Annotated in this window: 17 protein-coding genes; 14 read left to right on the top strand and 3 right to left on the bottom strand. The window is 71.9% G+C overall.

The genetic code is table 11. The features are described from left to right. The first annotated feature begins 38 nt into the window (after window positions 1-38). On the top strand, window positions 39-224 hold the full coding sequence (locus ACFC09_RS25420) for a hypothetical protein (protein WP_376532297.1): 186 nt from the start codon (window positions 39-41) through the stop codon (window positions 222-224). 105 nt (window positions 225-329) lie between these two features. Here the strand turns inward: ACFC09_RS25420 and ACFC09_RS25425 are convergent, their stop codons facing one another. Beyond that, window positions 330-1,274: an aldo/keto reductase gene (locus ACFC09_RS25425; RefSeq protein ID WP_376532299.1), complete on the bottom strand. Its 945-nt coding sequence runs from the start codon at window positions 1,272-1,274 to the stop codon at window positions 330-332. Window positions 1,275-1,382: 108 nt separating this feature from the next. Here ACFC09_RS25425 and ACFC09_RS25430 point away from each other — a divergent pair, with 108 nt between their 5' ends. The 7 genes from ACFC09_RS25430 (at window position 1,383) to ACFC09_RS25460 (ending at window position 9,114) form a co-directional block, all read left to right on the top strand. Continuing rightward, entirely contained in the window at window positions 1,383-1,967 is a 585-nt protein-coding gene (locus ACFC09_RS25430; RefSeq protein WP_376532301.1) for a TetR/AcrR family transcriptional regulator, read from the top strand. 388 nt (window positions 1,968-2,355) lie between these two features. Beyond that, on the top strand, window positions 2,356-3,450 hold the full coding sequence (locus ACFC09_RS25435) for a substrate-binding domain-containing protein (protein ID WP_376532303.1): 1,095 nt from the start codon (window positions 2,356-2,358) through the stop codon (window positions 3,448-3,450). Between the two features lie 35 nt (window positions 3,451-3,485). Then, on the top strand, window positions 3,486-4,574 hold the full coding sequence (locus tag ACFC09_RS25440; protein ID WP_376532305.1) for a mandelate racemase/muconate lactonizing enzyme family protein: 1,089 nt from the start codon (window positions 3,486-3,488) through the stop codon (window positions 4,572-4,574). Beyond that, window positions 4,571-5,650 (top strand): ABC transporter permease, encoded by a 1,080-nt coding sequence (locus tag ACFC09_RS25445; RefSeq protein ID WP_376532307.1) that lies wholly within the window; start codon window positions 4,571-4,573, stop codon window positions 5,648-5,650. The genes ACFC09_RS25440 and ACFC09_RS25445 overlap by 4 nt, the downstream gene beginning before the upstream one ends. Next, window positions 5,647-6,723 (top strand): ABC transporter permease, encoded by a 1,077-nt coding sequence (locus ACFC09_RS25450; RefSeq protein ID WP_376532309.1) that lies wholly within the window; start codon window positions 5,647-5,649, stop codon window positions 6,721-6,723. The genes ACFC09_RS25445 and ACFC09_RS25450 overlap by 4 nt, the downstream gene beginning before the upstream one ends. Further along, window positions 6,720-8,267 (top strand): sugar ABC transporter ATP-binding protein, encoded by a 1,548-nt coding sequence (locus tag ACFC09_RS25455; RefSeq protein WP_376532311.1) that lies wholly within the window; start codon window positions 6,720-6,722, stop codon window positions 8,265-8,267. The genes ACFC09_RS25450 and ACFC09_RS25455 overlap by 4 nt, the downstream gene beginning before the upstream one ends. A 127-nt stretch (window positions 8,268-8,394) precedes the next feature. Beyond that, the gene (locus tag ACFC09_RS25460) at window positions 8,395-9,114 is read left to right on the top strand and encodes a GntR family transcriptional regulator (RefSeq protein WP_376532313.1); all 720 of its coding nucleotides are present in this window, start codon (window positions 8,395-8,397) and stop codon (window positions 9,112-9,114) included. A gap of 38 nt (window positions 9,115-9,152) precedes the next feature. On the opposite strand, the gene ACFC09_RS25465 is transcribed toward ACFC09_RS25460, so the two are convergent. Next, on the bottom strand, window positions 9,153-10,646 hold the full coding sequence (locus ACFC09_RS25465; RefSeq protein WP_376532315.1) for an FAD-dependent monooxygenase: 1,494 nt from the start codon (window positions 10,644-10,646) through the stop codon (window positions 9,153-9,155). A gap of 109 nt (window positions 10,647-10,755) precedes the next feature. On the opposite strand from ACFC09_RS25465, the gene ACFC09_RS25470 reads away from it, so the two are divergent. Continuing rightward, the gene (locus ACFC09_RS25470) at window positions 10,756-11,397 is read left to right on the top strand and encodes a TetR/AcrR family transcriptional regulator (protein WP_376532318.1); all 642 of its coding nucleotides are present in this window, start codon (window positions 10,756-10,758) and stop codon (window positions 11,395-11,397) included. A gap of 109 nt (window positions 11,398-11,506) precedes the next feature. Here the strand turns inward: ACFC09_RS25470 and ACFC09_RS25475 are convergent, their stop codons facing one another. Continuing rightward, window positions 11,507-13,693: a hypothetical protein gene (locus ACFC09_RS25475; protein ID WP_376532320.1), complete on the bottom strand. Its 2,187-nt coding sequence runs from the start codon at window positions 13,691-13,693 to the stop codon at window positions 11,507-11,509. Between the two features lie 187 nt (window positions 13,694-13,880). Between ACFC09_RS25475 and ACFC09_RS25480 the strand changes: the two genes are divergently transcribed. The 5 genes from ACFC09_RS25480 to ACFC09_RS25500 all read left to right on the top strand — a co-directional run bounded on the left by ACFC09_RS25480 (window position 13,881) and on the right by ACFC09_RS25500 (window position 22,855). Beyond that, window positions 13,881-14,909 carry a LacI family DNA-binding transcriptional regulator gene (locus tag ACFC09_RS25480; RefSeq protein WP_376532322.1) on the top strand — a complete coding sequence of 343 codons (1,029 nt, stop codon included), beginning with the start codon at window positions 13,881-13,883 and terminating at the stop codon, window positions 14,907-14,909. A 571-nt stretch (window positions 14,910-15,480) separates the two neighbouring features. Continuing rightward, window positions 15,481-16,521 (top strand): LacI family DNA-binding transcriptional regulator, encoded by a 1,041-nt coding sequence (locus ACFC09_RS25485; RefSeq protein ID WP_376532324.1) that lies wholly within the window; start codon window positions 15,481-15,483, stop codon window positions 16,519-16,521. A 238-nt stretch (window positions 16,522-16,759) separates the two neighbouring features. Then, the gene (locus tag ACFC09_RS25490) at window positions 16,760-18,538 is read left to right on the top strand and encodes a glycoside hydrolase family 36 protein (RefSeq protein WP_376532326.1); all 1,779 of its coding nucleotides are present in this window, start codon (window positions 16,760-16,762) and stop codon (window positions 18,536-18,538) included. 19 nt (window positions 18,539-18,557) lie between these two features. Then, on the top strand, window positions 18,558-21,443 hold the full coding sequence (locus ACFC09_RS25495; RefSeq protein ID WP_376532328.1) for a hypothetical protein: 2,886 nt from the start codon (window positions 18,558-18,560) through the stop codon (window positions 21,441-21,443). 140 nt (window positions 21,444-21,583) lie between these two features. After that, window positions 21,584-22,855, top strand: coding sequence for an enolase C-terminal domain-like protein (locus tag ACFC09_RS25500; RefSeq protein ID WP_376532330.1), 1,272 nt, complete (start codon window positions 21,584-21,586; stop codon window positions 22,853-22,855). Window positions 22,856-22,869: the final 14 nt, after the last annotated feature.

Here is a 22,869-nt window from a genome sequence, read left to right on the forward strand (position 1 = left end):
TGTGCCGTGGCGGCGCCTGCTCCAGGAGGAGGAGAACCATGGTCAAGCGTGACGACATCGACATGGAGAAGACGGTCCAGGAGTGGACGGACCGCCTCGTCAGCGACCAGCGGGCGGCGATGGACAAGGACCGTGCCCGGCAACTGGTGCGGGGCATCTACCGTTCGGCCCAGGACGACCTGCTCAACCGCAACGCCCAGGCGGAGTACGAACGAGAGGAGTGACTCCTCGCCGCAAGGGAGATTCCAGGGGAGACCCGGGCACCGGGGTCACGGGTCACCGGGGTCCGCGACCTCCCCGGACCGGCGTGCGGAGGTGTGCGCGGCGGGTCAGCCGAGCGGTATCGCCGCCGTGCGCGAGGGCACGGCGTCGAGCGCGGCGAGCGTCGCGTCGTCGAAGGCGATCGCGCCCGCCGCGAGATTCTCCTCCAGGTGACCGGTGTCCCCGGTGCCGGGGATGAGGAGGACGTCGTCGGCGTGCCCGAGCAGCCAGGCCAGACCGATCTGGGACGGAGTGCGGCCGAGGGAACGCGCCGCTGCGAGCACGGCCGGCTCCTCGGTCACCTTCGGCATCCCGGCGAAGGCGCCGCCGAGCGGGAAGAACGGAACCCAGGCGATGCCCTCGGCGGCACAGAGCCGCAGCACCTCCTCGTCGGTGCGGGTCACCATGCTGTAGGCGTTCTGCACGCACACGATGCCGGCCGGCAGCGCCCGGCGCAGCACGTCGTACGTCACCGCGCTCAGACCGATCGCGCCGATCTTGCCTTCGTCGCGCAGCCCGGTCAGCACCGCGAGCTGGTCGTCGACATCGACCACCTGGTCGCCCTCGGCGCGCAGCCCCGGCCCGGCGTCGGTGCGCCGCAGGTTCACGACCGGGATCCGCTCCATGCCCAGGCCGACGAGGTTGGCCTCGACGCTCGCCCGAAGCTGCTCGGGCCGCTGTGCGAGGCGCAGCGGCAGGGGACCGCCCGGGTCGGGGTCGGCTCCGACCTTGCTGACCACGACCACCTGGTCCTGGGGGCGGATCGCCTCCCGGATCAGGTCGTTGACGAATCCGTCGCCGTAGAACTGTGCGGTGTCGATGTGGTCCACGCCCAGCTCGACAGCGCGTCGCAGCAGTGCGAGACCGGCCTTGCGGTCGTCGTGCAGCCGCTCCAGCTGCATCGCCCCGTATCCGATGCGGGAAACGGTGCGGCCGGCCAGTCGGCCGGGTCCTCCGGGGCGCGGGGCGCCCGCGGACGTGACTGAGGTGGGGGGAGTACCGGCAGAGGTCATGAGAAATGTGTCTCCGTGAGACGATGAGAGAAACGGAGGATCCTCCGTTCTGTTGACTGTAGCACTATCGGAGGTGCCTCCGCTTTGTCTTCGCCGGACCCTGCGCCCATGAGCGCCCGAACCGACCCGCAGACCGGACCCGACCGTCCCGTGCGCGCCGACGCGCGGCGCAACCGCGACAGGCTGGTCGCCGTCGCCCGGACCGCCTTCACCGCCGGTGGCGACACCGTCACGCTGGAGGGGATCGCGCGCGCCGCCGGAGTCGGCATCGGCACGCTCTACCGCCACTTCCCCACGCGTGAGGCGCTCGTCGAGGCCGTCTACGCCGCCGAACTCGACGAGTTGACCGCGAGCGCGCCCGCCCTGCTCGACGAGTTCCCGCCCGAAGCCGCCCTGCGTGCCTGGATGGACCGCTACGCCGCGTTCTTCGCGACGAAGCACGGAATGCTCGACGCCCTCCGTGTCAGCCTGGCGTCGGGTGGCGTCGCGATCTCCGGTACGCGGGAGCGCATCACCGCCGCCCTCGGCGCGATCCTCGCGGCCGGAGCCCGTACCGGAACGCTGCGCGAGGACGTGGCCGCCGACGACGTCACGATGCTGCTGCTCGGCGTGTTCCTCTCGATGGGCGGCGACCGCGCGCCGGAGCAGACCGCCCGGCTGCTGGACCTCGTCGTCGACGCCGTACGCCCGTAGCCCGCCGGTGCCGGGCGGGGCCGCCGTTCGCCTCGACGCCCGGCGCCGGCCGCGGCCGGGCCGTGACGGCGGGCCGGGCCCCATGGCCGCCGCTCGTCGGGGGCGGTCCGGGCGCGGTCCAGGAGCGGTCCGGGTGCGGTCCGGGTGCGCGGAGACGCTCCATGCGCGTCGACAGGGTTCCTATACGATTTCTGCGCGATCGTCGCATCGATATGGCTGGATTCAGGTGATTCACCGTCATGTCGCCCTGCCCGCCTCCCCGGACGGTGAACGCAGGCACCAGGGATGATCGCTGTCGATCGTGCGGTTCGAAGGGTTGACGCGGGATCGGGTGTGACTGAACATCGCCATGTCAATTTCCTATTTGATTTCTGGGGGAGTGATGGGGATGCGTCTCCCGACCCGTTCCGTTCTGCCAGGAGTTGTCGCCGTCGCCGTGCTCATGGCCGGGTCGACGGCCTGCACCATCAGGACCTCCGGCGCGTCCTCGGACGGCCAGGCCGCCGCGCCCGCCCGCACCGGCACCGGCTCGGCCGAACTGGCCGACGGGTCGGGCGTCGAGGTGGCCCTCGTACCCGGCGGCGCGCACCCGTACTTCCAGCCCTGGAAGGCGGCGGGCGCCGCGGCGCAGCAGCAGTACGGCCTCGGCGACGTGACCTTCGACGAGACCTCCGAGTGGGACCAGCAGAAGCAGGACGACCTGCTCTCCACCCTCGCGGCCCGCGGCTACAACGCGTTCGGGGTCTTCGGGGTCTCGCCCACCGACATCAACACCACCTTCGCCGACCTCAGGGCACGGGGCTTCGCCGTGGCCTCGCTCGCCTCGTGCCCGGCCGGCGACACCGACGAGGCCGACTTCTGCCTCTCCACCGACGTGAAGGCCGCCGCCTACAAGGCGGCCAGGGCCGCGATCGACGCCATGGGAGGCAAGGGCACGCTCGTCCACCTCACCGGCAACAACGTCGACGCCAACACACAGATGCGGATCAAGGGCGTGAACGAGGCCGTCAAGGAGTCCGGCGGCAAGGTGAAACTGCTCCAGACCATCACCGACGTCGACAAGGACCTGCAGACCGCGCAGAAGGCGGTCTCCGACCTGCTCGCGGCCAAGGGCGACCAGATCCAGGCGATCGTCACCACCGCCTACAACCCGGCCGTCGCCGCCGCGGACGCGGTCAAGAGGTCCGGATCCCACGCCAAGGTCGTCGCCATCGACGACGACGCCAAGATCCTCGGCGCGATCAGGGACGGCTCGGTCGCCGCGACCGTCGTGCAGAACCCCGTGGGGCAGGCCGAGGTGGGGACCTGGGCGCTGGCTCTGCTGCGGACGAAGCAGTGCACCATGCGCCACCCGGGCCAGATCGTCGACTCCGGTTCGTTCGTGGTCACGAAGGCGAACGCCGGCACCTACGACACGGCCCGCGAGGCGAAGACCGAGGACCTGAAGAAACAGTTCGCGAGCGCCGTCCTGGCCTGCAAGTGACCACCGTCGACATCACGGAGAGCGGACCTCACACGATGACCGTCATCACGACCGCCACGGCCCTGCTCGCCGACATCGCGGTGGAGAAGGACCGTACGGACGCCGTGCAGGCATTCGTCAAACAGGAGACGATCCTCGTCGAACTCACCACCGACGACGGCCTCCAGGGCACGGGCTACGCCTATACGATCGGCACCGGCGGGTCGTCCGTCCTGGCCCTGCTCCGCGACCACCTGCTGCCCCTCCTCGTCGGAGCGGACGCCCGCAACGTCGAAGCACTCTGGAAGCGGCTGTTCTCCGCGACCCGGGCCACCACCACCGGTGCCCTCACCTCCCTCGCCCTCGCCGCCGTGGACACCGCCCTGTGGGACCTGCGGTGCAAACGCGCCGGCGAACCGCTGTGGCGGCTGGCCGGGGGCCACCGCAGGGAGGTCCCGCTCTACGACACCGAAGGCGGCTGGCTCCACCTGAGCACCGACGAACTGGTCGAATCCGCGCTCCGGGCGCAGCAGGCCGGGTGGGCGGGCGTCAAGATCAAGGTGGGCAAGCCGCATGTCTCCGAGGACGCCGAACGGCTGCGGGCGGTCCGTGCGGCGGTCGGCCCGTCGCTGCACATCATGACCGACGCCAACCAGTCGCAGACCGCCTCCTCGGCGCTCCAACTCGCGGCCGCCCTGGAACCCTACGGGCCGTACTGGCTGGAGGAACCCCTCCCCGCCGACGACATCAGCGGTCACGCCCGCCTCGCCGCCGCCACCAGAATTCCCGTCGCCGTCGGCGAGTCCATGTACTCCGCCATGCAGTTCCGCATGTACCTGGAGGCGGGCGCCGCCTCGGTCGTACAGGTCGACGCGGCGCGCGTGGGCGGCATCACGCCGTGGCTGAAGGTCGCGCACACCGCGGAGAGCCACAACGCCGTGGTCTGCCCGCACTTCCTGATGGAACTGCACGTCAGCCTGGCCGCGGCGGTGCCCAACGGCATGTTCGTCGAATACATCCCGCAGCTGAGAGCGGTGACCCGCACCGAACTGACGGTCCGTGACGGCCTGGCCGTGGCACCGGACGTGCCGGGCATCGGGATCGACTGGGACCTGGACGCCGTCGAGAACAGGAGGGTGGCATGACGACACCCGTCACGGCGCCGGACAACGACAGCAGGCCCGGCGGGACGGCCGGCCCGCGGCCCGCGCACCGGCTGCCGTTCTGGGTGAACCAGCGGCTCGGCCTGCTGGTGCTCACCCTCGCTCTCGCCGCGGTGTTCGGCGTGCTGCGGCCGGCCTTCCTCGACCAGCGGCTCGTGCTGTTCCCCCTGCTGCGGGACGTCTCGACGCTGACCGTGGTGGCACTCGCCCAGATGGTGGTCCTCTCCGTGGGACACATGAACCTCGCTGTCGGCCGGATGGCGGCCTTCGGCGCCCTCTTCGCCGGCCTCGGCTACGACCGCCTCCATCTGCCGCTCCAACTCGGCCTGCTCCTGTGCCTGTTCGCCGGCGCCGCGGTCGGCGCCCTGGCCGGCTGGATCATCGCCCGGACCGGAGTGAGTTCCTTCGTGGTCACCCTGGCCATGGACTTCGCCCTGCTGGGCCTGGTCTCCCTGCTCTACTCGGCGCTGACCGAGAACGCGGCCTTCACCACCCGGCCGAGCGGGCTCATGGACCTGCGTTCCTTCTCCCTCGCCGACATCTGCGTCGGCCGGGTCTGCGGATCCCCTGCCATCCCGCAGATGGCGCAGTTCACGGTCCTGGCGCTGGCCGGCCTCGGCTTCCTGTACGCCCGTACCCGCATCGGCCGGGAACTGCTGCTGACCGGGTCCAACCCGGCGGCGGCCGAACTGTCGGGCATCCCCACGGGCCGCCGGGTGATCCTCGCGCACACCCTCTCCGGGCTGCTCGCCGCGCTCGCCGGATTCATGGCGGGCGCCGGCACCGGGACCTTCCGCGCCTCCATCGGCGAGGACTTCATGCTGCCCTCGTTCCTCGGTGCGGTCCTCGGTGGCACCCTCCTCACCGGCGGTGTCGTCTCCGTGCTCGGCGTGCTGCTCGGCACCTCCCTGGTCGGCGTCATCCGCAAGGGCCTCGACCTGCTCGGCGTCGGCCTGGAAAGCCTCAACATCTACCTCGGCTGCGTCCTCCTGCTGGCCCTGTCGGCCGACCGGGTGCGCACCGTCGTGTCCTACCGCAAGGTGGTGCGCTCCACGTGATCACTCCCGACGGCCGCGCGGCCCGCACCGGCGCGGTCCTGCGCCGCTTCGCCCGGTCCACGACCATGACGCTGCTGTGCGTGACGGTGGCCGGATACCTCGCCCTGGGGCTCGCCTCCTCCGGTGACTTCTTCCAGGGACCGGCGACCCGGACCTTCCTGCAGTACCTGGCGACGCCCATCCTCATCGGGCTCGCCCAGATGGCCGCGCTCTGTGTCGGGCAACTCAACCTCGCCGTCGGTGCCCTGGGCGGCTTCACCGCCTGTCTGACGGGCGCCCTCATGGCCGACGGCAAAGTCCCGGCACCGGTCGCCGTCGTGGCGGGCGTGGCCGTGGCGACCCTGGTCGGCCTGATGACCGGCGTGTTCATCGTCGTCACACGGATCAACGGCTTCATCGTCACCCTCGGGACGATGACCATCCTGCTGGGCGCCCAGTACCGGCTGACCGGAACCCGCACCATCGACGGCTACTCCCCGACCCTCAAGGACCTCGGCCGGGCCGCCCCGCTGAACTTTCCGCTGGTGTTCCTGACCGCGCTCGCCGCGGCGGCCCTGCTGGCCGCGTTCATGCACCGCGCGACGGCCGGCCGGCGGCTCCTGGCGGCGGGCGGCAACCCGCTGGCGGCGCGGCTGTCCGGCATCTCCACCGACCGGCAGATCGTGCTGGCCCACACCCTGTCCGGCCTGCTGGTCGGCGTCGCCGCCGTGACCGCGACGGCATCGCTGCCCGGCGTCAACAGCAGCGTCGGCGGCGACTGGCTGCTGCCGAGCTTCGCCGCTCCGATCATCGGCGGCGTCGCGCTGAACGGCGGGTCCGTCGCGGTGCTCGGCACGGTCCTGGCGGCGTTCGTGATGCGGCTCATCGACGCCGCGCGCGCCCAGTTCTCGCTCGACCCGAGCTGGGTGAACTTCCTCATCGGACTGGTCGTGCTCGGCACGGTGGTCGGCGGCCACCTCCACCGGACACACCTGGAAAGGCAGGGGAAGGCGCAAGGACGTACCCCGTCGGTGCCCGTCGACCGCGGACCGACGGCCGACACCGCCCCGGCGAACGCGAAAGGCGCGCGATGAACGACGTCCTTCTCGAATGCACGCAGATCGTCAAGGTCTTTCCCGGAGTACGCGCCCTGGACGGCGTCGGCCTGCGCCTGACGGCCGGATCCGTGCACGCGCTGCTGGGCGAGAACGGCGCGGGGAAGTCCACCCTCATCAAGGTCCTGACCGGTGTCCACACACCCGACGGCGGCCGGCTCACCTGGCGCGGCGACGATGTCCACCTGCGCACGCCGCTGGACGCCACCCGGACCGGCATCGGCGTCGTCCACCAGGAACGCAACCTCATACCCGACTTCTCGGTGGCGGAGAACATCACGTTGCAGAACCCGCCCGCCCGCCGCGGAGTCGTCGACCGCACGGCCATGGACGCCCCCGCCCTGCGCTGCCTCGCGGAACTGGGCCTGGACCTCGACCCGCACCAGCCGGTACGTGAACTGTCCGTGGCCCAGCAGCAGTTGGTGGAGATCGCGAAGGCCCTGTACACCGAGAGCGAGGTACTGCTCCTCGACGAGCCGACCGCCTCCCTGTCCCCGCAGGAGGCCGACCGCCTCTTCGACGTCGTCCGGCGGCTGACGGCCCGTGACACCTGTGTCGTCTTCGTCAGCCACAAGCTCGAAGAGGTCTTCGCGATCTGCGACACCGTCACCGTGCTGCGGGACGGCAGATCGGTGCTGGAGTCCGCACCGCTCGCCGACCACACCCACGACGACGTCGTGAACCTGATGGTGGGCCGCGCGCACACGGCGACCGAGATGCGGCCACGCACCCCGGACCGGACGGCCGTCCCGGTCCTCGAACTCGACGGGATCGCCACCGCCGACGGCCACCGCGACATCAGCCTGGCGGTGCGGCCCGGTGAGATCGTCGGCCTCTACGGACTCGTCGGAGCCGGACGCAGCGAACTGGTCAAGGCCGTACTGGGCCTCGACCGGGTCACCGGCGGCGAGATCAGGATGCACGGCAGACCGGTCCGGATCGACTCGCCCCGCCAGGCGCTGTACGAGTTCGGCATCGGCTACCTCACCGAGAACCGCAAGGAAGAGGGCGTCTTCCTGGAGCAGCCCATCCACCGCAACATCACGGTCACCGTATGGCGGAGGCTGGCGAAGGCCCTCGGGTACGTATCCGCCGCCGAGGAGCACAAGGTGGCGCAGGACCTGGTCGAACGCCTCGGCATCCGGATCTCGGGGCTCGCCCAGAACGCCGGTGAACTGTCCGGCGGGAACCAGCAGAAGGTGAGCCTGGCGAAATGGCTCGCCGCCGACACCCGGCTGCTCGTCGTCGACGAGCCGACCGTGGGCGTCGACGTGCGCACCAAGCACGCCTTCCACGAACTCCTCGGGGAACTGGCCCGCGGTGGCCTGCCGATCCTGCTGATCAGCAGCGACCTCACCGAGATGATCACGCTGGCGGACCGTGTCCTCGTCATGGCCGGCCACCGCGTCCGCGGCGAACTCGACAACGACCGCGACTACGAACGGATGAGCGGCCGGATCATCCGCGTCATCCACGACCGCACCCGCTCGGCCGTGACCGCGCGGCAGGCGGCACAGCCGTGAGCGCCCACCGCCTGCGGATGCCCTGACCGACCCGGGCGCCCGTGCGACCGAGCCGGCCGGGCAACGTCCTCACCTCGGTAAACTGCTCCGGTCCCGACACCCCGGAGCGGCAGGAGCAGGAGAACGGATGCCACCGTACGACAGTCCCGCCGACCGGGGTCCGGAGCCCGAAGCAGGCGGCCGGGCCGCCCGGCCCGGCCGGCAGGTCCTCTCGGACAGCGTCTACGAACAGATCAAGGCCATGGTCATGGACCATGAGATCGCCCCCGGCGCACGCGTCGGGATCGAGGCGCTGTCGCGCACCCTCGGTGTCTCGCCCACCCCCGTCCGTGAGGCGCTGGCCAGACTCGAATCCGACGGGCTCGTGGTGAAGAGGTCGCTGTCCGGGTACCGGGCGACCGAACTGCTGACCCGTGAGGGCCTGGAGGAACTCTTCGAGATGCGCCTCCTCCTGGAGCCGAGGGCCGCGGCGCTCGCCGCCGTCCACGCCACCGAGGAGCAACTCGACTCCATCGAACGGCTCGTGGAGGAGATGCAGTCGCGTCCGGGCCCGACGGGACGCTACGCCGACTACCGTGACTTCGCCGCTCTCGACCAGCGCTTCCACGACGCCGTCGCGTCGGCCTCGCACCGTTCGCTGCTCGTCGACGCGGTGGAACGGCTCCACTCCCATCTGCATGTCTTCCGGCTCAGAAGTGCCGCAAGCGCCGACGACCCCACGCTGGCGGAACACGAACGTGTCGTCCGCGCGATCCTGCGCCGCAAACCCGACCGTGCCGCGGAGGCCATGGCCAAGCACCTGGCGCGTAGCCTGCGGCGCCAACTGGACCAGGGCCCGGGGGCCTGACCAGCGGCGCGGAACCGCCCGCTCGGCGTGCCGTGGTGTCAGCGTGCCGTAGTGAGGGTGCCGGCGACCGCGGCGAGCAGGGCGTCACCGTGGGCGGCCGAGCCGTCCGCGGCCCAGCAGACGTACCCGTCGGGACGGACGAGCACGGCGGTGGCGCCCAGATCCTCGGCACACGTGGCGCGGACGAGGTCGACCCGCGGTGGGAGCCGGAGGCCGGCCGGGACGGTCCTGGCCAGATCCAGCAGGACCGCGTGGCCTGAACCGAACAGCGTCGCCGACCGGGCCGGACCGGCGTCGGTGACCAGGTCGGCGTCCGGCATGCGCCGTCCGGTGAGCGGATGGTCCCCGGGCAGGTCGTAGCGCAGTGAGAGGCCGGACATCAGCCCGGCGAGATGGCGGTTGGTGTCGGGCAGTCGCAGCAGGTCGGTGACGATGTCACGGAGGGCGGCCACGTCCTCGCTCGGGTTCGCGTCGGCCAGCACCCGCTGTGCCGAGGTGTGCCGCAGGACCTGCGCCGCGACCGGATGCCGTTCGTCGTGGTAGCTGTCCAGCAGGCCGTTCGGCGCCCGGTCCTGGACGGCCGCGGCCAGTTTCCAGCCGAGGTTGAACGCGTCCTGCATGCCGAGGTTGAGACCCTGGCCGCCCAGCGGCGAGTGGATGTGCGCGGCGTCGCCCGCGAACAGGACACGGCCCACGCGGTAGTGCTCCAGTTGCCGGGTGGCGTCGGAGAACCGTGAGGAGTTTTCCACGGCGCCGAGAACGGTCTGCTCGCCGTACACGGCGCGCAGCGCGGCGGTGATCTCCTCGCGGGTGACGGGGGTGTCGCGGGCGGTGTCCGCCTGCTCGGCGTGCCCGAAGGTGATCCGGTACCGGTCACCGCCGAGCGGGACCAGCATGGCCCAGTGGCCGCCCGCACGACGGGTCAGACTGCTCATGTGCCCCATCTGCCGGGGCACCAGCGGCGACACGGCGGACAGACGGATGTCGGCCAGTACCGCCTGGTGCGTCCCGGGCCGACCGGGAAACGGCAGCCCGAGCAGTTTCCGCACCGTACTGTGACCGCCGTCGCAGGCCACCAGGTGACGAGCCCGCACCCGCAGGCCGCCCGCGGTCACGACCACACCGTCGGCGTCCGGTTCGACCCCTGAGACGGCGGCGCCGCGCAGCACCCGCGCGCCGGCCGCGACCACCCGTTCTTCGAGCACCTCCTCGATCTCCCACTGCGGGATCGCGACCGGAAAGGGATGCCGGGTCCGCCAGGGCGTGCAGTCCAAGGGCACGGGCAGGGCCGCGAAATGCCCGCCCACCGGATCACGCGGCACGGCCCGCCGCAGCAGCGGCTCCAACAGCCCGCGCGAGTCGAGCAGTTCGGCGGTACGGGGCTGGATCCCGCCGCCCTTCACCTGCTCGACCCGCTGCGACAACTGCTCCACCAGCAGGGTCTCGACCCCGGCCAGAGCCAGTTCGTACGCCAGCGTCAGCCCGGTCGGACCGGCGCCCACGACGACCACCTCGGTCGTGCTCTCCGCCACCGCGGACACACCTTCCACCACCGTCGCTCCTCCTCATCTCTCGCCTGAGAGGAAATGTATACCAGGTGCAGAAATCCTCTCGGGGCAGTTGTCTGCTACGGTGGGCGCCGTGGAAGGCAGGCCAGGGCTGCGGGAGCGGAAGAAGCAGCGGACCCACGCGGCGATCTCCGACGCGGCGATCAGGCTGTTCCTCGAACACGGCTTCCAGCAGGTCTCGGTGGCCCAGGTGGCCGAGGCGGCCGAGGTGTCCAAACGGACGCTTTTCGCCTACTTCCCCTCGAAGGAAGACCTCGTGGTGCACCGCCTCGCCGACCACGAGAGTGAAGCCGCACGCGTCGTACGGGCCCGCCCGCCGCGCACCGCCGCGCTGACCGCACTGCGCGAGCACTTCCTCGACGGGCTGCGCGAACGGGACCCCATCACCGGGCTCAACGATCATCCCCAGGTGCGCACCCTCACCCGGATGATCCTCGACACGCCCTCACTGGTGGCCCGGATGGAGCGGTTCAAGGCGGGCGCCGAACGCGCACTCGCCGAGGCCCTGCGGGAGACGTCCGGCACCCCGGAACTCACGGCGCGGCTGGCCGCCGTCCAGATCGTCGGGGTCCAGTGGGCCCTGGCGGGGGACAACGCCGAACGCCTCGCCCACGGAGAGTCGGCCGACGCGCGCCACCCGGGTGCGGTGGCCGACGCGGAACACGCGTTCGCGCTGCTGGAGAACGGACTGCGGCAGCCGACCCGGCGGCGGTGACGGACCGCACCCGAGCGGCAGGCGGCGACGCCGGCCGGCTGCCTGCGGACTGGCCTTCGACCTGGGGGCCGGCCGGCGGCCAGGGCGCGGCCGGCTGTCCCGTCCGGTCCTACGGCACCCAGCGGTAGACCAGCACCTTGTTGAAGAGGTCCTCCTCGACGGTCACCAGGTACTCACCGGTGGAGCGCCGGACCGCCGAGACGCCGTACGGAATGTCGACCCACCCCGTCCGGTCGACCCCGCCGACGGTGCCGTCCGGGACCCAGGTGCCCACGGCCGCCCCGTCGCCGGCCCGGAAGACCCAGACCTTGCCGCGGGTCTGGACGCCCACGCTGAAGACGTAGTCCCCCGCCCAGGCGAGCCCCACCGTCGTCACCAGCGGCGTGGTCGAGGTGTCCCAGGGCAGTTGGATGGTCCAGGTCGGCGTGCGATTGCCGGTGCTCCAGCGGTCGTAGCGGGCGAGGACCTTGCCCGCTTCCTTCCAGTAGGCGTTCTCGAACGGGGCGGTCGGCGTGTAGCCGGACATATACATGACGTCGGTGGCCGGGTCGTAGCGCAGCCTGCGGACGGTGGTGAACGGCGCGGGCAGCGGGATCGTCACCATGCCGGCGTAGTCGTACACCGGGTTGCCCTGGCCGTCGAAGCCCTGGAGGGGGTAGCGCCGCAGATCGCGGTCCCCGCCCTCCCAGACGTCGCCGTCGGTGTCGACGAACCACACCCAGCAGTTGCCGGGGGAGTTGAGGCCGGTGCCCGGCTGGAGGTACTCCCCGGCCTCGAACGCGCCGTTCCCGCTCATGTCGCGCCAGATCCACTGGCCCTTGTCGGGCTGGTACGGCGGCCAACTCGGGTCGTCGCCGGTCCAGTGCTGTTTGAAGATGGCCCCCGAGGGTTTCGCTATCTCGCCCTCGAAGCGGTAGATGAGCAGGTGCGAGCAGTACATCCCGGTGACGTACATGTACAGGGAGCCGTTCATCCGCACCAGGAACGGCGAAGCCGCGTGGTGCTGATGCCCGGTCAGGAACAACCGGGCGTCCTGCGGGTACTTGACCGAGTCCAGCGAATAGCCGCGCAACGCCGCGTCCTTGCCCGGCGGCTTGGAGACGTCGAGGCGGAAGTGGCACTGCTTGGTGTAGACGTCCAGACCGTCGGACTGCGGATCGAAGTCCGCGGCGTCGACGAACGCGCAGCCCATGAGCTGCCAGACGGCATTGCCCGCCGGGTCGAACTTGCGGATCCACGACCCGAACTCGCACGTCGCCACGTACACGTTGCCCGCCGAGTCGCCGCCGACCCCGCTGATCCCGAAGAACTTGTCGGCGATGTTCCGGCCCGGGGTGCCCGCCCCGACGCCGCCGGCCTGGCCCAGGCTGCGCGACAGCACCGGAGTCCCGGACAGGTTGCCGTAGGTGTGCACCTGGCGGAGCGGGCCGTTGTCGCCGACCAGCAGGTCTCCGTGCACGTCGATCGCCAGTGAGGTCGGGATCCAGTCCTTGGACGGTCCGCTGATGGTCCCCGGCAGCGCGCCGCCGGTGTTGGAGAAGTGCAGGATGCGGGCCGGCCGTGCGGGATCGACGTGCCAGAAGTGCCCGTCGCCGGTGTCGCGGGTGACGTTCTCCACGACCCAGATGCCCCCCGCGGCGTCGATCGCGACGGCGCCGGGCTGGTTGACGCTCCAACTGCGCAGCAGGGTCGCGGTGGCCGCGTCGAAGACCTTCACCTGGCCCGCCACCCGGTCGGTGGCCACCACCTGCGTCGCCGACGCGGCTGCCGCGGCCGGCGGGCTGCCCACGGCGAACGTCAGCGACGTGCCGGTGCCGTTGAGGTTGAACCGGGTCAGCCCGTTGCCCGCGGACAGGTACGCGTACGACCCGCTGACCGCGACCGCGTCGCCGTTGGCCCCCTTGCAGTTCCCGACGAGGTGCCCGTCCCGGTAGATGCCCGCGTAGTTGCCGCCCTCGTCCCAGAAACTGACCGTGTAGACCGTGCCGTCCGCGGTGACGGCGATGTCGAAGACGAAGTCCTGCATCCATTCGGTGGCCCCGGAATAGGAGTTCCCGATCCAGGAGGTGACGACGCCGGTCGTGGTGGCGGTCGGGGAGGCGCCCGCCGCCGGCCCGGCGAGGTCCGTCCGCCCGGTGCCGGGTGCCGCCGCCGCGCCGGGGGCACCCCCCGCGGAGAACGCACCGGCCAGACCCACGGCGAGCGCGGCGTTCGTTCCGTAGGCCAGCGCCTGACGACGGGTGACCGCACCCACGGCGGATGCGGGGAGGTTCCGGTCCGGTTTCCTGTCGCTCATGATCAGGATCCTTTGTTCGGCGAGCAGCTTGCGGCTGATCAAAGGCAAGTGACCGTTCACGTGACTGTGTTGAAGCTAGAACCCACCGCGAGACGCGTCAATCCATGTGCACCGCCTTCCAATAGGACGACCGTGATCCTTATGATGCGGAAGACTTCAAGTGAGCGATCACGGACAGGGGTTCCGCGTGTCCCAACGGCCGACCCTGCGCACCGTCGCGGCCGAGGCAGGGGTCTCCCACCAGACCGTCTCCCGGGTGGTCAACGGCGACCCCACGGTCACCGACGGGGTCCGCAGCAAGGTGCTCGCCGCCATGCGCCGGCTCGACTACCGGCCGAGCGCGGGCGCCCGCGCCCTCGCGAGCGGACGCACCGAGGCCGTCGGCGTGGTCCTCCCGCACAACCCCGACTTCGCGTTCTCCAACGACCACCTGATCCGTCTGGTCGGCGGCGCGGACCAGGAACTGGCCGCCCGCGGCTACGGCATGCTCCTGTCCACCCGGGAGGAGCCCGACGACGCGGCCTCCGCCCACCGCCGCTTCACCCGGCGCCGCCAGGTCGACGGCCTGCTCGTGGAGGCCGGACTCGGCGGCGAGGCGCTGCCCGCGCTCCGGTCGGCCGGCTATCCCACGATCGTGATCGGCTACACCGACGAGCAGTTGCACTGCGTCCACCCCGACGACGAGGGCGGGGCCTACGCGGTCGTCCAGCACCTGCTCGCCCTCGGACACCGCCGCATCGGCGTCGTGGGCGGGCCGCCGGAGAACCGGCTGGCCATGGCCGCCCGGCTGCGGGGGGTGCGCCGCGCCTTCGCCGACGCGCGCCGTCCGCTCCCCGACGACCTGATGGAGAGCGGGGACTTCACCGCGGCGTCCGGTCATGCCGCGGCCGGACGGCTGCTGGCCCGGCCCGAGCCGCCCACCGCGATCTTCGCGTTCAACGACGGCATGGCGTTCGGGGTGCTGCGCAGGCTGCGGGAGGACGGACTGGCCGTACCCGGTGCCGTCTCGGTCGCGGGCTTCGACGACACCGCCGCCGCGGAACTCGTCGACCCGCCGCTGACCAGCGTCAGCCCGCACAGCGTCGAGGTGGGTCGGCGCGCGGCGCGGATCCTGCTGGACCTTTTGGAAGGGCGTCCGCCGGCGCTGCGCGAGAACGTCGTGCCGAGCACCTTGAAGGTGCGCGCGTCGACCGCCCCGCCCCGCCCGGCGGACTGACCACGGGACCTGGCCGTCGCCGACCACGGGCCCGACGGCCAAAGGTGCGGGCGCGGAGGCGGCCCGGCGGCCAGAAGTCCCGGCGGCCAGAAGCCCGGACGGCTCGGTCCCCGGCCGCAGTTGGCTCCCCGGTGCGCCCGGGTCGGGTCGCAGTCTGCTTCCCGGCGCCGCGGGGTTCGCGCGGACGGGCCGGTCCGCGGCCCGGCACCCCCACGTGGACCCGCCGGTCCGCTGCCCGGCACCCCCACACGCACGGCCCCGCGCGGCGGCAGGCGCGGACGACGGGCCGGTCCCACCGGCGTCCGGCGGGCCGGTGCGTGCCGCGGGTGACGCGCCCGTCCGGGCGGCGGGGCCGGGGCGGAACGGGCCCTTACGGAACGGGTCCGAACCGGCCCTTGCAGAACGGGTCCGAACCGGTCCCGGACCCGTCGCACGCGGGGCATTCGGACCCGTCAGAGCGGTGGTCGGCATGGCGTAGGGTGACCTTCGCGGCCCCGGCGGCTGTGGGGTCGCCCGCGAGACGACCTCGGCGGCCTCTCGGCGCCGTGCCGCCGAGAGGAGCGTTCCGACCATGACCACACCGAGGCCGAGCACCGCCAGGCCGCGGCGTCCCACGATGGTCGATGTCGCCCGCGAGGCCGGTGTCAGTCTCAAGACGGTCTCGCGCGTGGTCAACGGAGTCTCGTCCGTCGACCCGGAACTCGCCGAACGGGTGCTCGCCGCCGTGGCCCGGCTGGGATTCCGCCGCAACAACATGGCCCGCGACCTGCGTGCGCGCAGCACCTCGGCGACCGTCGGACTGCTGATAGAGGACCTCGCCAACCCGTTCTACGCGGGCATCGCCGCGGCCGTCGAGCAGTGCGCCCTGGAGAACGACACGCTGCTGATCACCGCCAGTTCGGAGGAGGACGCCGAACGGGAACGCCGCCTCCTGCTGCGGATGTGCGAGAACCGGGTGGACGGGCTGCTGGTCGTCCCGGCGGGCAGCACCGCCGACCACGCCTATCTGCGCGCCGAGATCGAGATGGGCGTCCCGGCCGTCTTCCTCGACCGCCCGCCGACGAACCTGCGCGCCGACACCGTGCTCATCGACAACGAAGCGGGCGCGCGGGCCGCGATCGAGCACCTGGTGGAGCGCGGCCACGAACGGATCGGCGTACTGTCGGACTGGCTGAGCATCCACCCCATGGCGCGACGGCTGGCGGCCGCCGAAGAAGCCCTGGAGCAGGGCGGGTTGCCCTACCGGCCCGACCTGATCAGGTACGGGCTGCACACCCTGGCGGAGACCGAGGCGGCGGTCGGGACGATGCTCGCCGGGCCCGAGCCGCCGACCGCCCTGTTCGCGCTCAACAACCGGATCACGCTCGCCGCCCTCGGTGCGCTCAACCGGCTGGGGCGGGACGTGGCCGTGATCGGCTTCGACGACTTCGAGACCGCCGGTCTGATGGCCCGTCCGCTCACCGTCGTGTCGTACGACGTCCGCGCCATCGGAAGGATCGGCGCCGAGCTGCTCTTCCACCGGATAGCGGGGGACAAGTCCCGGCCGCGGACGGTCGTGGTCCCCACGACGCTGGTCGAGCGCGGCACCTCCGGCTCGCCCGCGGCGAGTTGATCCACCGTCGGCCGGTGCCACGGAGCTTGCCGAAGCTCTAGGCAACGTTGTCTCGGATGGCTATGGTTCACGACTGGCCCCCGAAGGACGACAGGGCGGGCCGCCCGTCGGTGTGACCCGGCGCTTCCAATTCTGCTGATATCAACTGCCTTGGGGTCTTTTGGTCCCAGAGGCAACGTTGTCTCACTGCTCTTGTCTCATGTTCTTGTCTAGGCCCGCACCTCGGAGAGGAACGGCGATGACGGACTTCATGGACCTGGCGCGGTTGTGGGCCGGCCGGGACGCGGTGCACGCGCACGGCGTGGCGGTCAGCCGGCTGACCGAGGGGCCGCGTCCCGACGTCGAACAGGACGCGGACGGCGCCGTGATCCACCTGCCGCCCGCCGGGACCGCGACGACGACCGTGCTCCGCCTGGACGTTCCGCTGGGCGACGCCGTCGGCTACTGGCACCCCGCGGCCGGCTGGGACCGTCACCTCACCGCCGACTGGGCGAGCCCCTGGCGCGCCGTCGGCCTCGTCGACTCGGCGCCGCTGGGCTGTCTCCACGACTCGGCGGGCCGGGCCCTGCTCGCCTTCGCGGCCGACCGGGTCACCGCGACCACCCGGATCCGCTTCGGCGTCCACGAGGAATCGGCACGCTTCGGCGTCTGGCTGGCCATGGACCTGGCCGCGGACGAGCACTGCCGGATCCGGGTCAGGGCCCCCGGACGGCCCGTCGCCGACGCGTTGCGCGCCCTGACCGCGGCGCTCGCGCCCGGCGACGCGCTCCCGGTGCCCGAGGCGGCCCGCACCCCGGCCTATTCGACGTGGTACTCGCTGCACCGGGAGGTGGACGCGGCGCGGGTCGAGGCCGAGGCCCGGCACGCGGCCGAGGCGGGCTGCGGGGTGCTGCTGCTGGACGACGGCTGGCAGTCGCGCGCCCAGGGCCCCGGCTACTCCGGCAGCGGCGACTGGACGCCGGACCCGGCGAAGTTCCCCGACTTCGCCGCGCACGTCCGCACCGTGCGGGGCCTCGGCCTGCGCTACGTCGCCTGGATCGCACCGCTGCTCCTGGGCGAGCGGACCGCGGCGTACCGCAGGCTGCGCGACGTCGCGCCGCACGCCGTCCCGAGGCTGTCCTGCCGGGTCCTCGACCCGCGGCGCGACGAGGTACGGCGGTTCGTCGTCGACTCGTGCGCCGAACTCGTCGGCCGGTACGGCCTGGACGGACTGAAGATCGACTTCCTGGACTTCGCGATGGCCTACGCCGACCAGCCCGGTGGCCCGCCCGGCCCGGACGTCGGCCGGGCGCTGCGCCGGCTCCTGACCGAACTGCGCGACCGGCTGCGCTCCCTGCGCGGCGACGATCTGCTCGTCGAACTCCGCCAGCCCTACACCGGCCCCGGCATGCTCGGCTTCGGCAACCTGCTGCGGGCCGGCGACTGCCCGGCCGACACGACCGCGAACCGGGTACGGACCCTCGACCTCCGCGCCGCCGCGACCAGCGGATCCGTCCACTCGGACATGCTCATGTGGGACCCCGGCGCCCCCGCGCGGACAGCGGCCAGGCAACTCCACTCCGCCCTGTACGCGACACCCCAGATCTCCGTCAGGCTGGCCGAACTGACCGCGGAGCACCGCGCGATGACGGCGTTCTGGCTCGGATTCTGGCGTGACCACCGCGACGTCCTCACCCACGGCGAACTCCGAGCCGGACGCCCCGACCAGCTCTACGAGACGGTGAGCGCGAGCGACGGACGGCGGGCCGTGCTCACCTGGTACGCCGAACACCGCTGCGCCCCCCTGCACCTCGACGGTCTCACCGAGGCCGCGCTCGTCAACTCCACCGCCGCCGCACACGTGCTCGTCGACGTCGGCAGGTCCGCCGTCGAGGTACGCCGCGACACGTACGACGCCTGTGGCCGGCCCGCCGGGTCGGCCGTGCAGACCCTGCTTCCCGGCCCGAACCCGATACCCGTCCCCCCGTCCGGTCTGGGTGTGCTCAGGCCGGTGTCGTCCGGGGAATTCCCGCGCTGACGTTTGGAGAGGTCCGCTCGTGTCAGACAGCCAAGAACGACGTCCTCGCACCACCACGGCATCGCCGGCGCCCGGCGAACTGTCCCGCCGCACCCTCGTCGGACTGGGCGCGGCCACCGCCCTCGGTGTCACCACCGGCGGTGCCCTGGCCCCGCGCGCCCTGGCGGCCACCTCGGCCGACACCCCGTCCGCCGCGTCCCCGGTCACCGTCGCCTTCTCCGACCCCACCGGTCTCTACCCGGTCGGCGGCGACAGCCCCGCGACGCCCGACCTGCTGGTCACCGTCAACAGCCCCGCCGCGACGAGCGGGACCATAACCTGGTCGATAGCGGCCCGGCTCGGCGAACCGCTGCGCGGCGGAACCGAGACGTTCACCGCGGCGGCCGGGACCCCGGGCACCGTCACCATCCCGCTCGGATCCCTCGACCCGGACCACTACACGGTCACCGCCGCCGTCACCGACGACGCGGGCACCCGGCTCTTCGCCGACACCCTCGGTCTCGGCGTGATCCGTCCCGCGGCCGAGGGACGGCGCCCGCAGTCGGTCTTCGGCATGGGTATCCGCCCGGAGTCCACCCCCGCCGTCACCAAGCTGATCGCCCAGCGCATCGGCGTGAAGTGGACGCGGGGCATCGACGCCGTCCAGCCGGACTTCGTGTCCCCGGCCCGGGGCGTGTTCTGGCAGCAGCCGCGGATCGACGCGGCACGGGCCGAGATCGCCGAATGGCACCGGCACGGCATCGAGACCCTCGGCGGCATCAACTACAACATGTCGTGGAACGTCCAGCCGGGACCCAACGGCGAGCCGCTCAAGCTGTACCAGAACCGGCCCAAGGACATGGCCGCGCACGTCGAGATGGTCTACCACGCCATCGCCCCGCTCCAGGACCTGGTCACCAACTGGGAGCTGTGGAACGAGCCGTGGGTGCACGGCTGGACCTGGAAGACCGGCGACGCGCAGGACTACCGGGACATGTGCAGGCTGGTCTGGGAGCGGGTGAAGCCGGAGTACCCGCACGTCAACCTGATCGGCGGCGGCTCGGTCTCGTACAACCGCGACATCGTCTACGCGCGGGGCTCGAAGGACACCGGATACATCGACGGCTCGGTCAACCACGCCTACGGCTATCCGGACGCGACCCAGTACGCCATGACCAAGACGCAGATCAAGATGGACAAGCTCTGGTCGCGGACGAACGGACGGGCCGGGCAGTGGCAGACCGAGCTGGGCACCGCCACCCGCTTCAACTTCGCGGACCTGCCGAAGGAAGAGGCCGACTACGCAGTGGCCCGGACGCTGGCCCCGACCTATCTGCTGCACATGCTCGCCGGCGCCGAGGAGCGGTCACCCATCCGGATCTTCTGGTTCTCCCTGTCCTACGACAAGGGGTACTCCGGGGACGACTTCAACATCTACGACGTGACGACCAGGACCCCGCTGCCCGCGGTCGTCGCCTACGCCACGATGACGAACCTGCTCGAAGACTGCGAACTGCTCGGCGAGCTGTACCCGGACGCCAAGTCGACCTGGGGCTTCCTGTTCCGCGGCGCCGACGGCAAGGGGAGGGCCGCGGTCTACGCCGACCAGCTCTACGACGGTACCGACGAACACCAGGACGCCGGTCACACCGGCACCCTCACCCTGGACGACGCCCGCGGCATCCGGGCCTACGACCACCTGGGCCGCCGGCTGACGGACGGCACGTCGCGCCGCGTCACCCTGGCCCTGAGACCGTGGGAGGTCGTCTACCTCGACACCGACCTGACTCCAGAAGCGCTCACGCACACCCTGACCGACGGCGCGCGGTTCGACTACGACGCCCCTCTTCAGGTCGGCCCGCTGCCGTTCGTGAAGCCGCTGGACCGGACCAGCACCATCGACGTCCGCGTGGAGAACGTGTCGCCGGGGGCCACGGACGCGTTGATCACCCTCACCCCGCCCGACGGCTGGCAGACCGACCGCCGCACCGTACCGGTCGGCGGGCTCCGGCCCGGCGAGTCCCGCGTCGTCTCCTTCCCCGTGACCCGGTACCGGCTCGACGACCACAACCGCTACGCCATCGGCTACGACGTCACGGTGCCGGGCCGCCCCGGACTGCACCAGAAGGGGTCGCGGACCGTGCAGGTCGCCTACCTCCCGTTCCGGCAGATCACCGTCGGGGGGAGCGCGAGCCAGTGGAACGACGTCCTCCCGGTGACGATGACGAACGTGTCCGCGGCCGGTGACACCAGGACCTACACCTTCCAGGCGGCCTGGGACGACGCCTTCCTCTACGTCAGGGCCCTGATCGAGGACGACGCCCAGGTGTCCAACCCGCCGTTCCCGGCCGACGAGTACCAGTTCCCGTTCAAGGCGGACAGCATCCAGCTCGCCTTCGACGCCGTCACCGACAGGACCGAGGACCTGCTGGCCGGCGACCCGCACTACGAGAAGTGCCTGCGGTCGGTCTCCCACCTGTTCGTCGCCACCCTCGCCACCGGGGGCCGGTCCGAACTGCACCGGCAACTGGCGCCCGGCACCAACTACCAGACCTACTACCCGACCAACGCGCCGCTCGCCACCCCGCTCGGCCCGATGGACGCCCAGCCGACCGTCGGCACCGAGGGCCGCGTACTCGTCTCCCGGGACGACGGCGCCGGGCTGACCAGGTACGAGATCGCCCTCGCCTGGAGCCAACTCCCCGAACTGGCCGCGGCGGTGAAGAAGGCACCGCCCGCAGGCGTCACCCCCATGACCTTCGCCGTCCAGGTCCAGGACTCGGGGACGACCGGCCGCGGCGCCACCTACTGGACCACGCAGTCCGCACCTCCCGTCTCGGGCTGCTACAACTTCGCCCCGTTCTGGGGCACGGGCGCGCAGTTCACCGGCGGACGGGTCGACACCCGCTGGGGCATCGGACACTGAGCGTTTCGCCGCGACGGGCCGGAGAACGCCGCCGTGCCCCAGCCGACGGGGGCGCGGCCCGCGGCCGGAATCCACGTCCCCCTCACCGCCGCCCCGCGCCGTGGACGGCGACCGGCCTCTCACCCCCTGGAGCCATACCCGTGAGCGACACCACCGACAAGCCCGCCGAGCCGCCCTGGGCCCAGCCGTCCGGCGTCCGGATCACCGCGGTCCGGACGATCCTCACCGCGCCGGCCGGCACGACGCTCGTGGTCGTCCGGGTCGACACCGACGAACCCGGGCTGTACGGACTCGGCTGTGCCACCTTCACCCAGCGGGCGGCGGCGGTCGCCACCGCGGTGGACGAGTACCTGGCACCCCAGCTGATCGGCCGGGACCCCGCGGACATCACCGACATCGCGGCGACCTTGCACGTGAGCGGCTACTGGCGCTCGGGCCCGGTGCTCAACAACGCGCTGTCCGGGGTGGACATGGCGCTGTGGGACATCAAGGGCAAGCAGGCGGGGCTGCCCGTGTGGCAACTCCTCGGCGGCCGGTGCCGTACCGCCGTACCGCTGTACGCGCACGCGGCCGGCCGGGACGCCGAGGAGACCGCCGACGAGGTACGGGACCTGATGGCCCGGGGCTACCGGTACGTGCGCTGCCAGGTCGCCGTCCCCGGCGCCGGCACCTATGGAGCGCCGGCCGCCGACGCCCCCGCCGGAACCCTCCCGCAGCTGACGCCCGGTGCCTGGGACCCCGCCGCCTACCGGCGCACCGTACGGGGGCTGTTCGAGCACCTGCGGCAGGAGGTCGGCACGGAGGTCGAACTCATCCACGACGTGCACGAACGCGTCCACCCCACGGACGCCGTGCGGATCGCGCGGGACCTCGAACCGTACGACCTGTTCTACCTGGAGGATCCGGTCGCCCCGGAGGACATCGAGTGGCTGCGGATCCTGCGCGCCCAGTCGGTGACGCCGATCGCGATCGGTGAACTGTTCACCAACCCCGCGGAGTACCGGCCCGTCGTCCAGGAACGGCTGTGCGACTTCATCCGTGTGCACATCTCCGCGATCGGCGGTATCACCCCGGCCTGGCGGCTGGCGGCGGCCTGCGAACTGTTCGGCGTACGGACCGCCTGGCACGGGCCCGGCGACGTCTCGCCGGTCGGGCATGCCGCCAACCTCGCGCTGGACCTCGCCGCCCCGAACTTCGGGATCCAGGAGCAGCACCTGTTCGGCCCGGCCGTGCGCGAGGTGTTCCCCGGCTGCCCGGAGATCCGCGACGGCCACCTGTGGCCGAGCGCCGAACCCGGGCTCGGCATCGACCTCGACGAACGCCTGGCCCTGACGTTCCCGCCCCGGTCACCCGCCCCCGGTCGGACGTGGCGTCCACCGCGCCGGGCCGACGGCGCCCTGCAACGCCCCTGACCGACGTCCGAAGG

This window comes from Streptomyces sp. NPDC056161, assembly GCF_042268025.1.
Lineage (GTDB): Bacteria > Actinomycetota > Actinomycetes > Streptomycetales > Streptomycetaceae > Streptomyces.

What these genes read in the sequence shown, in the direction of transcription:
- ACFC09_RS25420 (WP_376532297.1), top strand. Translation starts at nt 39, where the DNA reads ATGGTCAAGCGTGACGACATCGACATGGAGAAGACGGTCCAGGAGTGG.
- ACFC09_RS25425 (WP_376532299.1), bottom strand. Translation starts at nt 1,274, where the DNA reads ATGACCTCTGCCGGTACTCCCCCCACCTCAGTCACGTCCGCGGGCGCC.
- ACFC09_RS25430 (WP_376532301.1), top strand. Translation starts at nt 1,383, where the DNA reads ATGAGCGCCCGAACCGACCCGCAGACCGGACCCGACCGTCCCGTGCGC.
- ACFC09_RS25435 (WP_376532303.1), top strand. Translation starts at nt 2,356, where the DNA reads ATGCGTCTCCCGACCCGTTCCGTTCTGCCAGGAGTTGTCGCCGTCGCC.
- ACFC09_RS25440 (WP_376532305.1), top strand. Translation starts at nt 3,486, where the DNA reads ATGACCGTCATCACGACCGCCACGGCCCTGCTCGCCGACATCGCGGTG.
- ACFC09_RS25445 (WP_376532307.1), top strand. Translation starts at nt 4,571, where the DNA reads ATGACGACACCCGTCACGGCGCCGGACAACGACAGCAGGCCCGGCGGG.
- ACFC09_RS25455 (WP_376532311.1), top strand. Translation starts at nt 6,720, where the DNA reads ATGAACGACGTCCTTCTCGAATGCACGCAGATCGTCAAGGTCTTTCCC.
- ACFC09_RS25460 (WP_376532313.1), top strand. Translation starts at nt 8,395, where the DNA reads ATGCCACCGTACGACAGTCCCGCCGACCGGGGTCCGGAGCCCGAAGCA.
- ACFC09_RS25475 (WP_376532320.1), bottom strand. Translation starts at nt 13,693, where the DNA reads ATGAGCGACAGGAAACCGGACCGGAACCTCCCCGCATCCGCCGTGGGT.
- ACFC09_RS25485 (WP_376532324.1), top strand. Translation starts at nt 15,481, where the DNA reads ATGACCACACCGAGGCCGAGCACCGCCAGGCCGCGGCGTCCCACGATG.
- ACFC09_RS25490 (WP_376532326.1), top strand. Translation starts at nt 16,760, where the DNA reads ATGACGGACTTCATGGACCTGGCGCGGTTGTGGGCCGGCCGGGACGCG.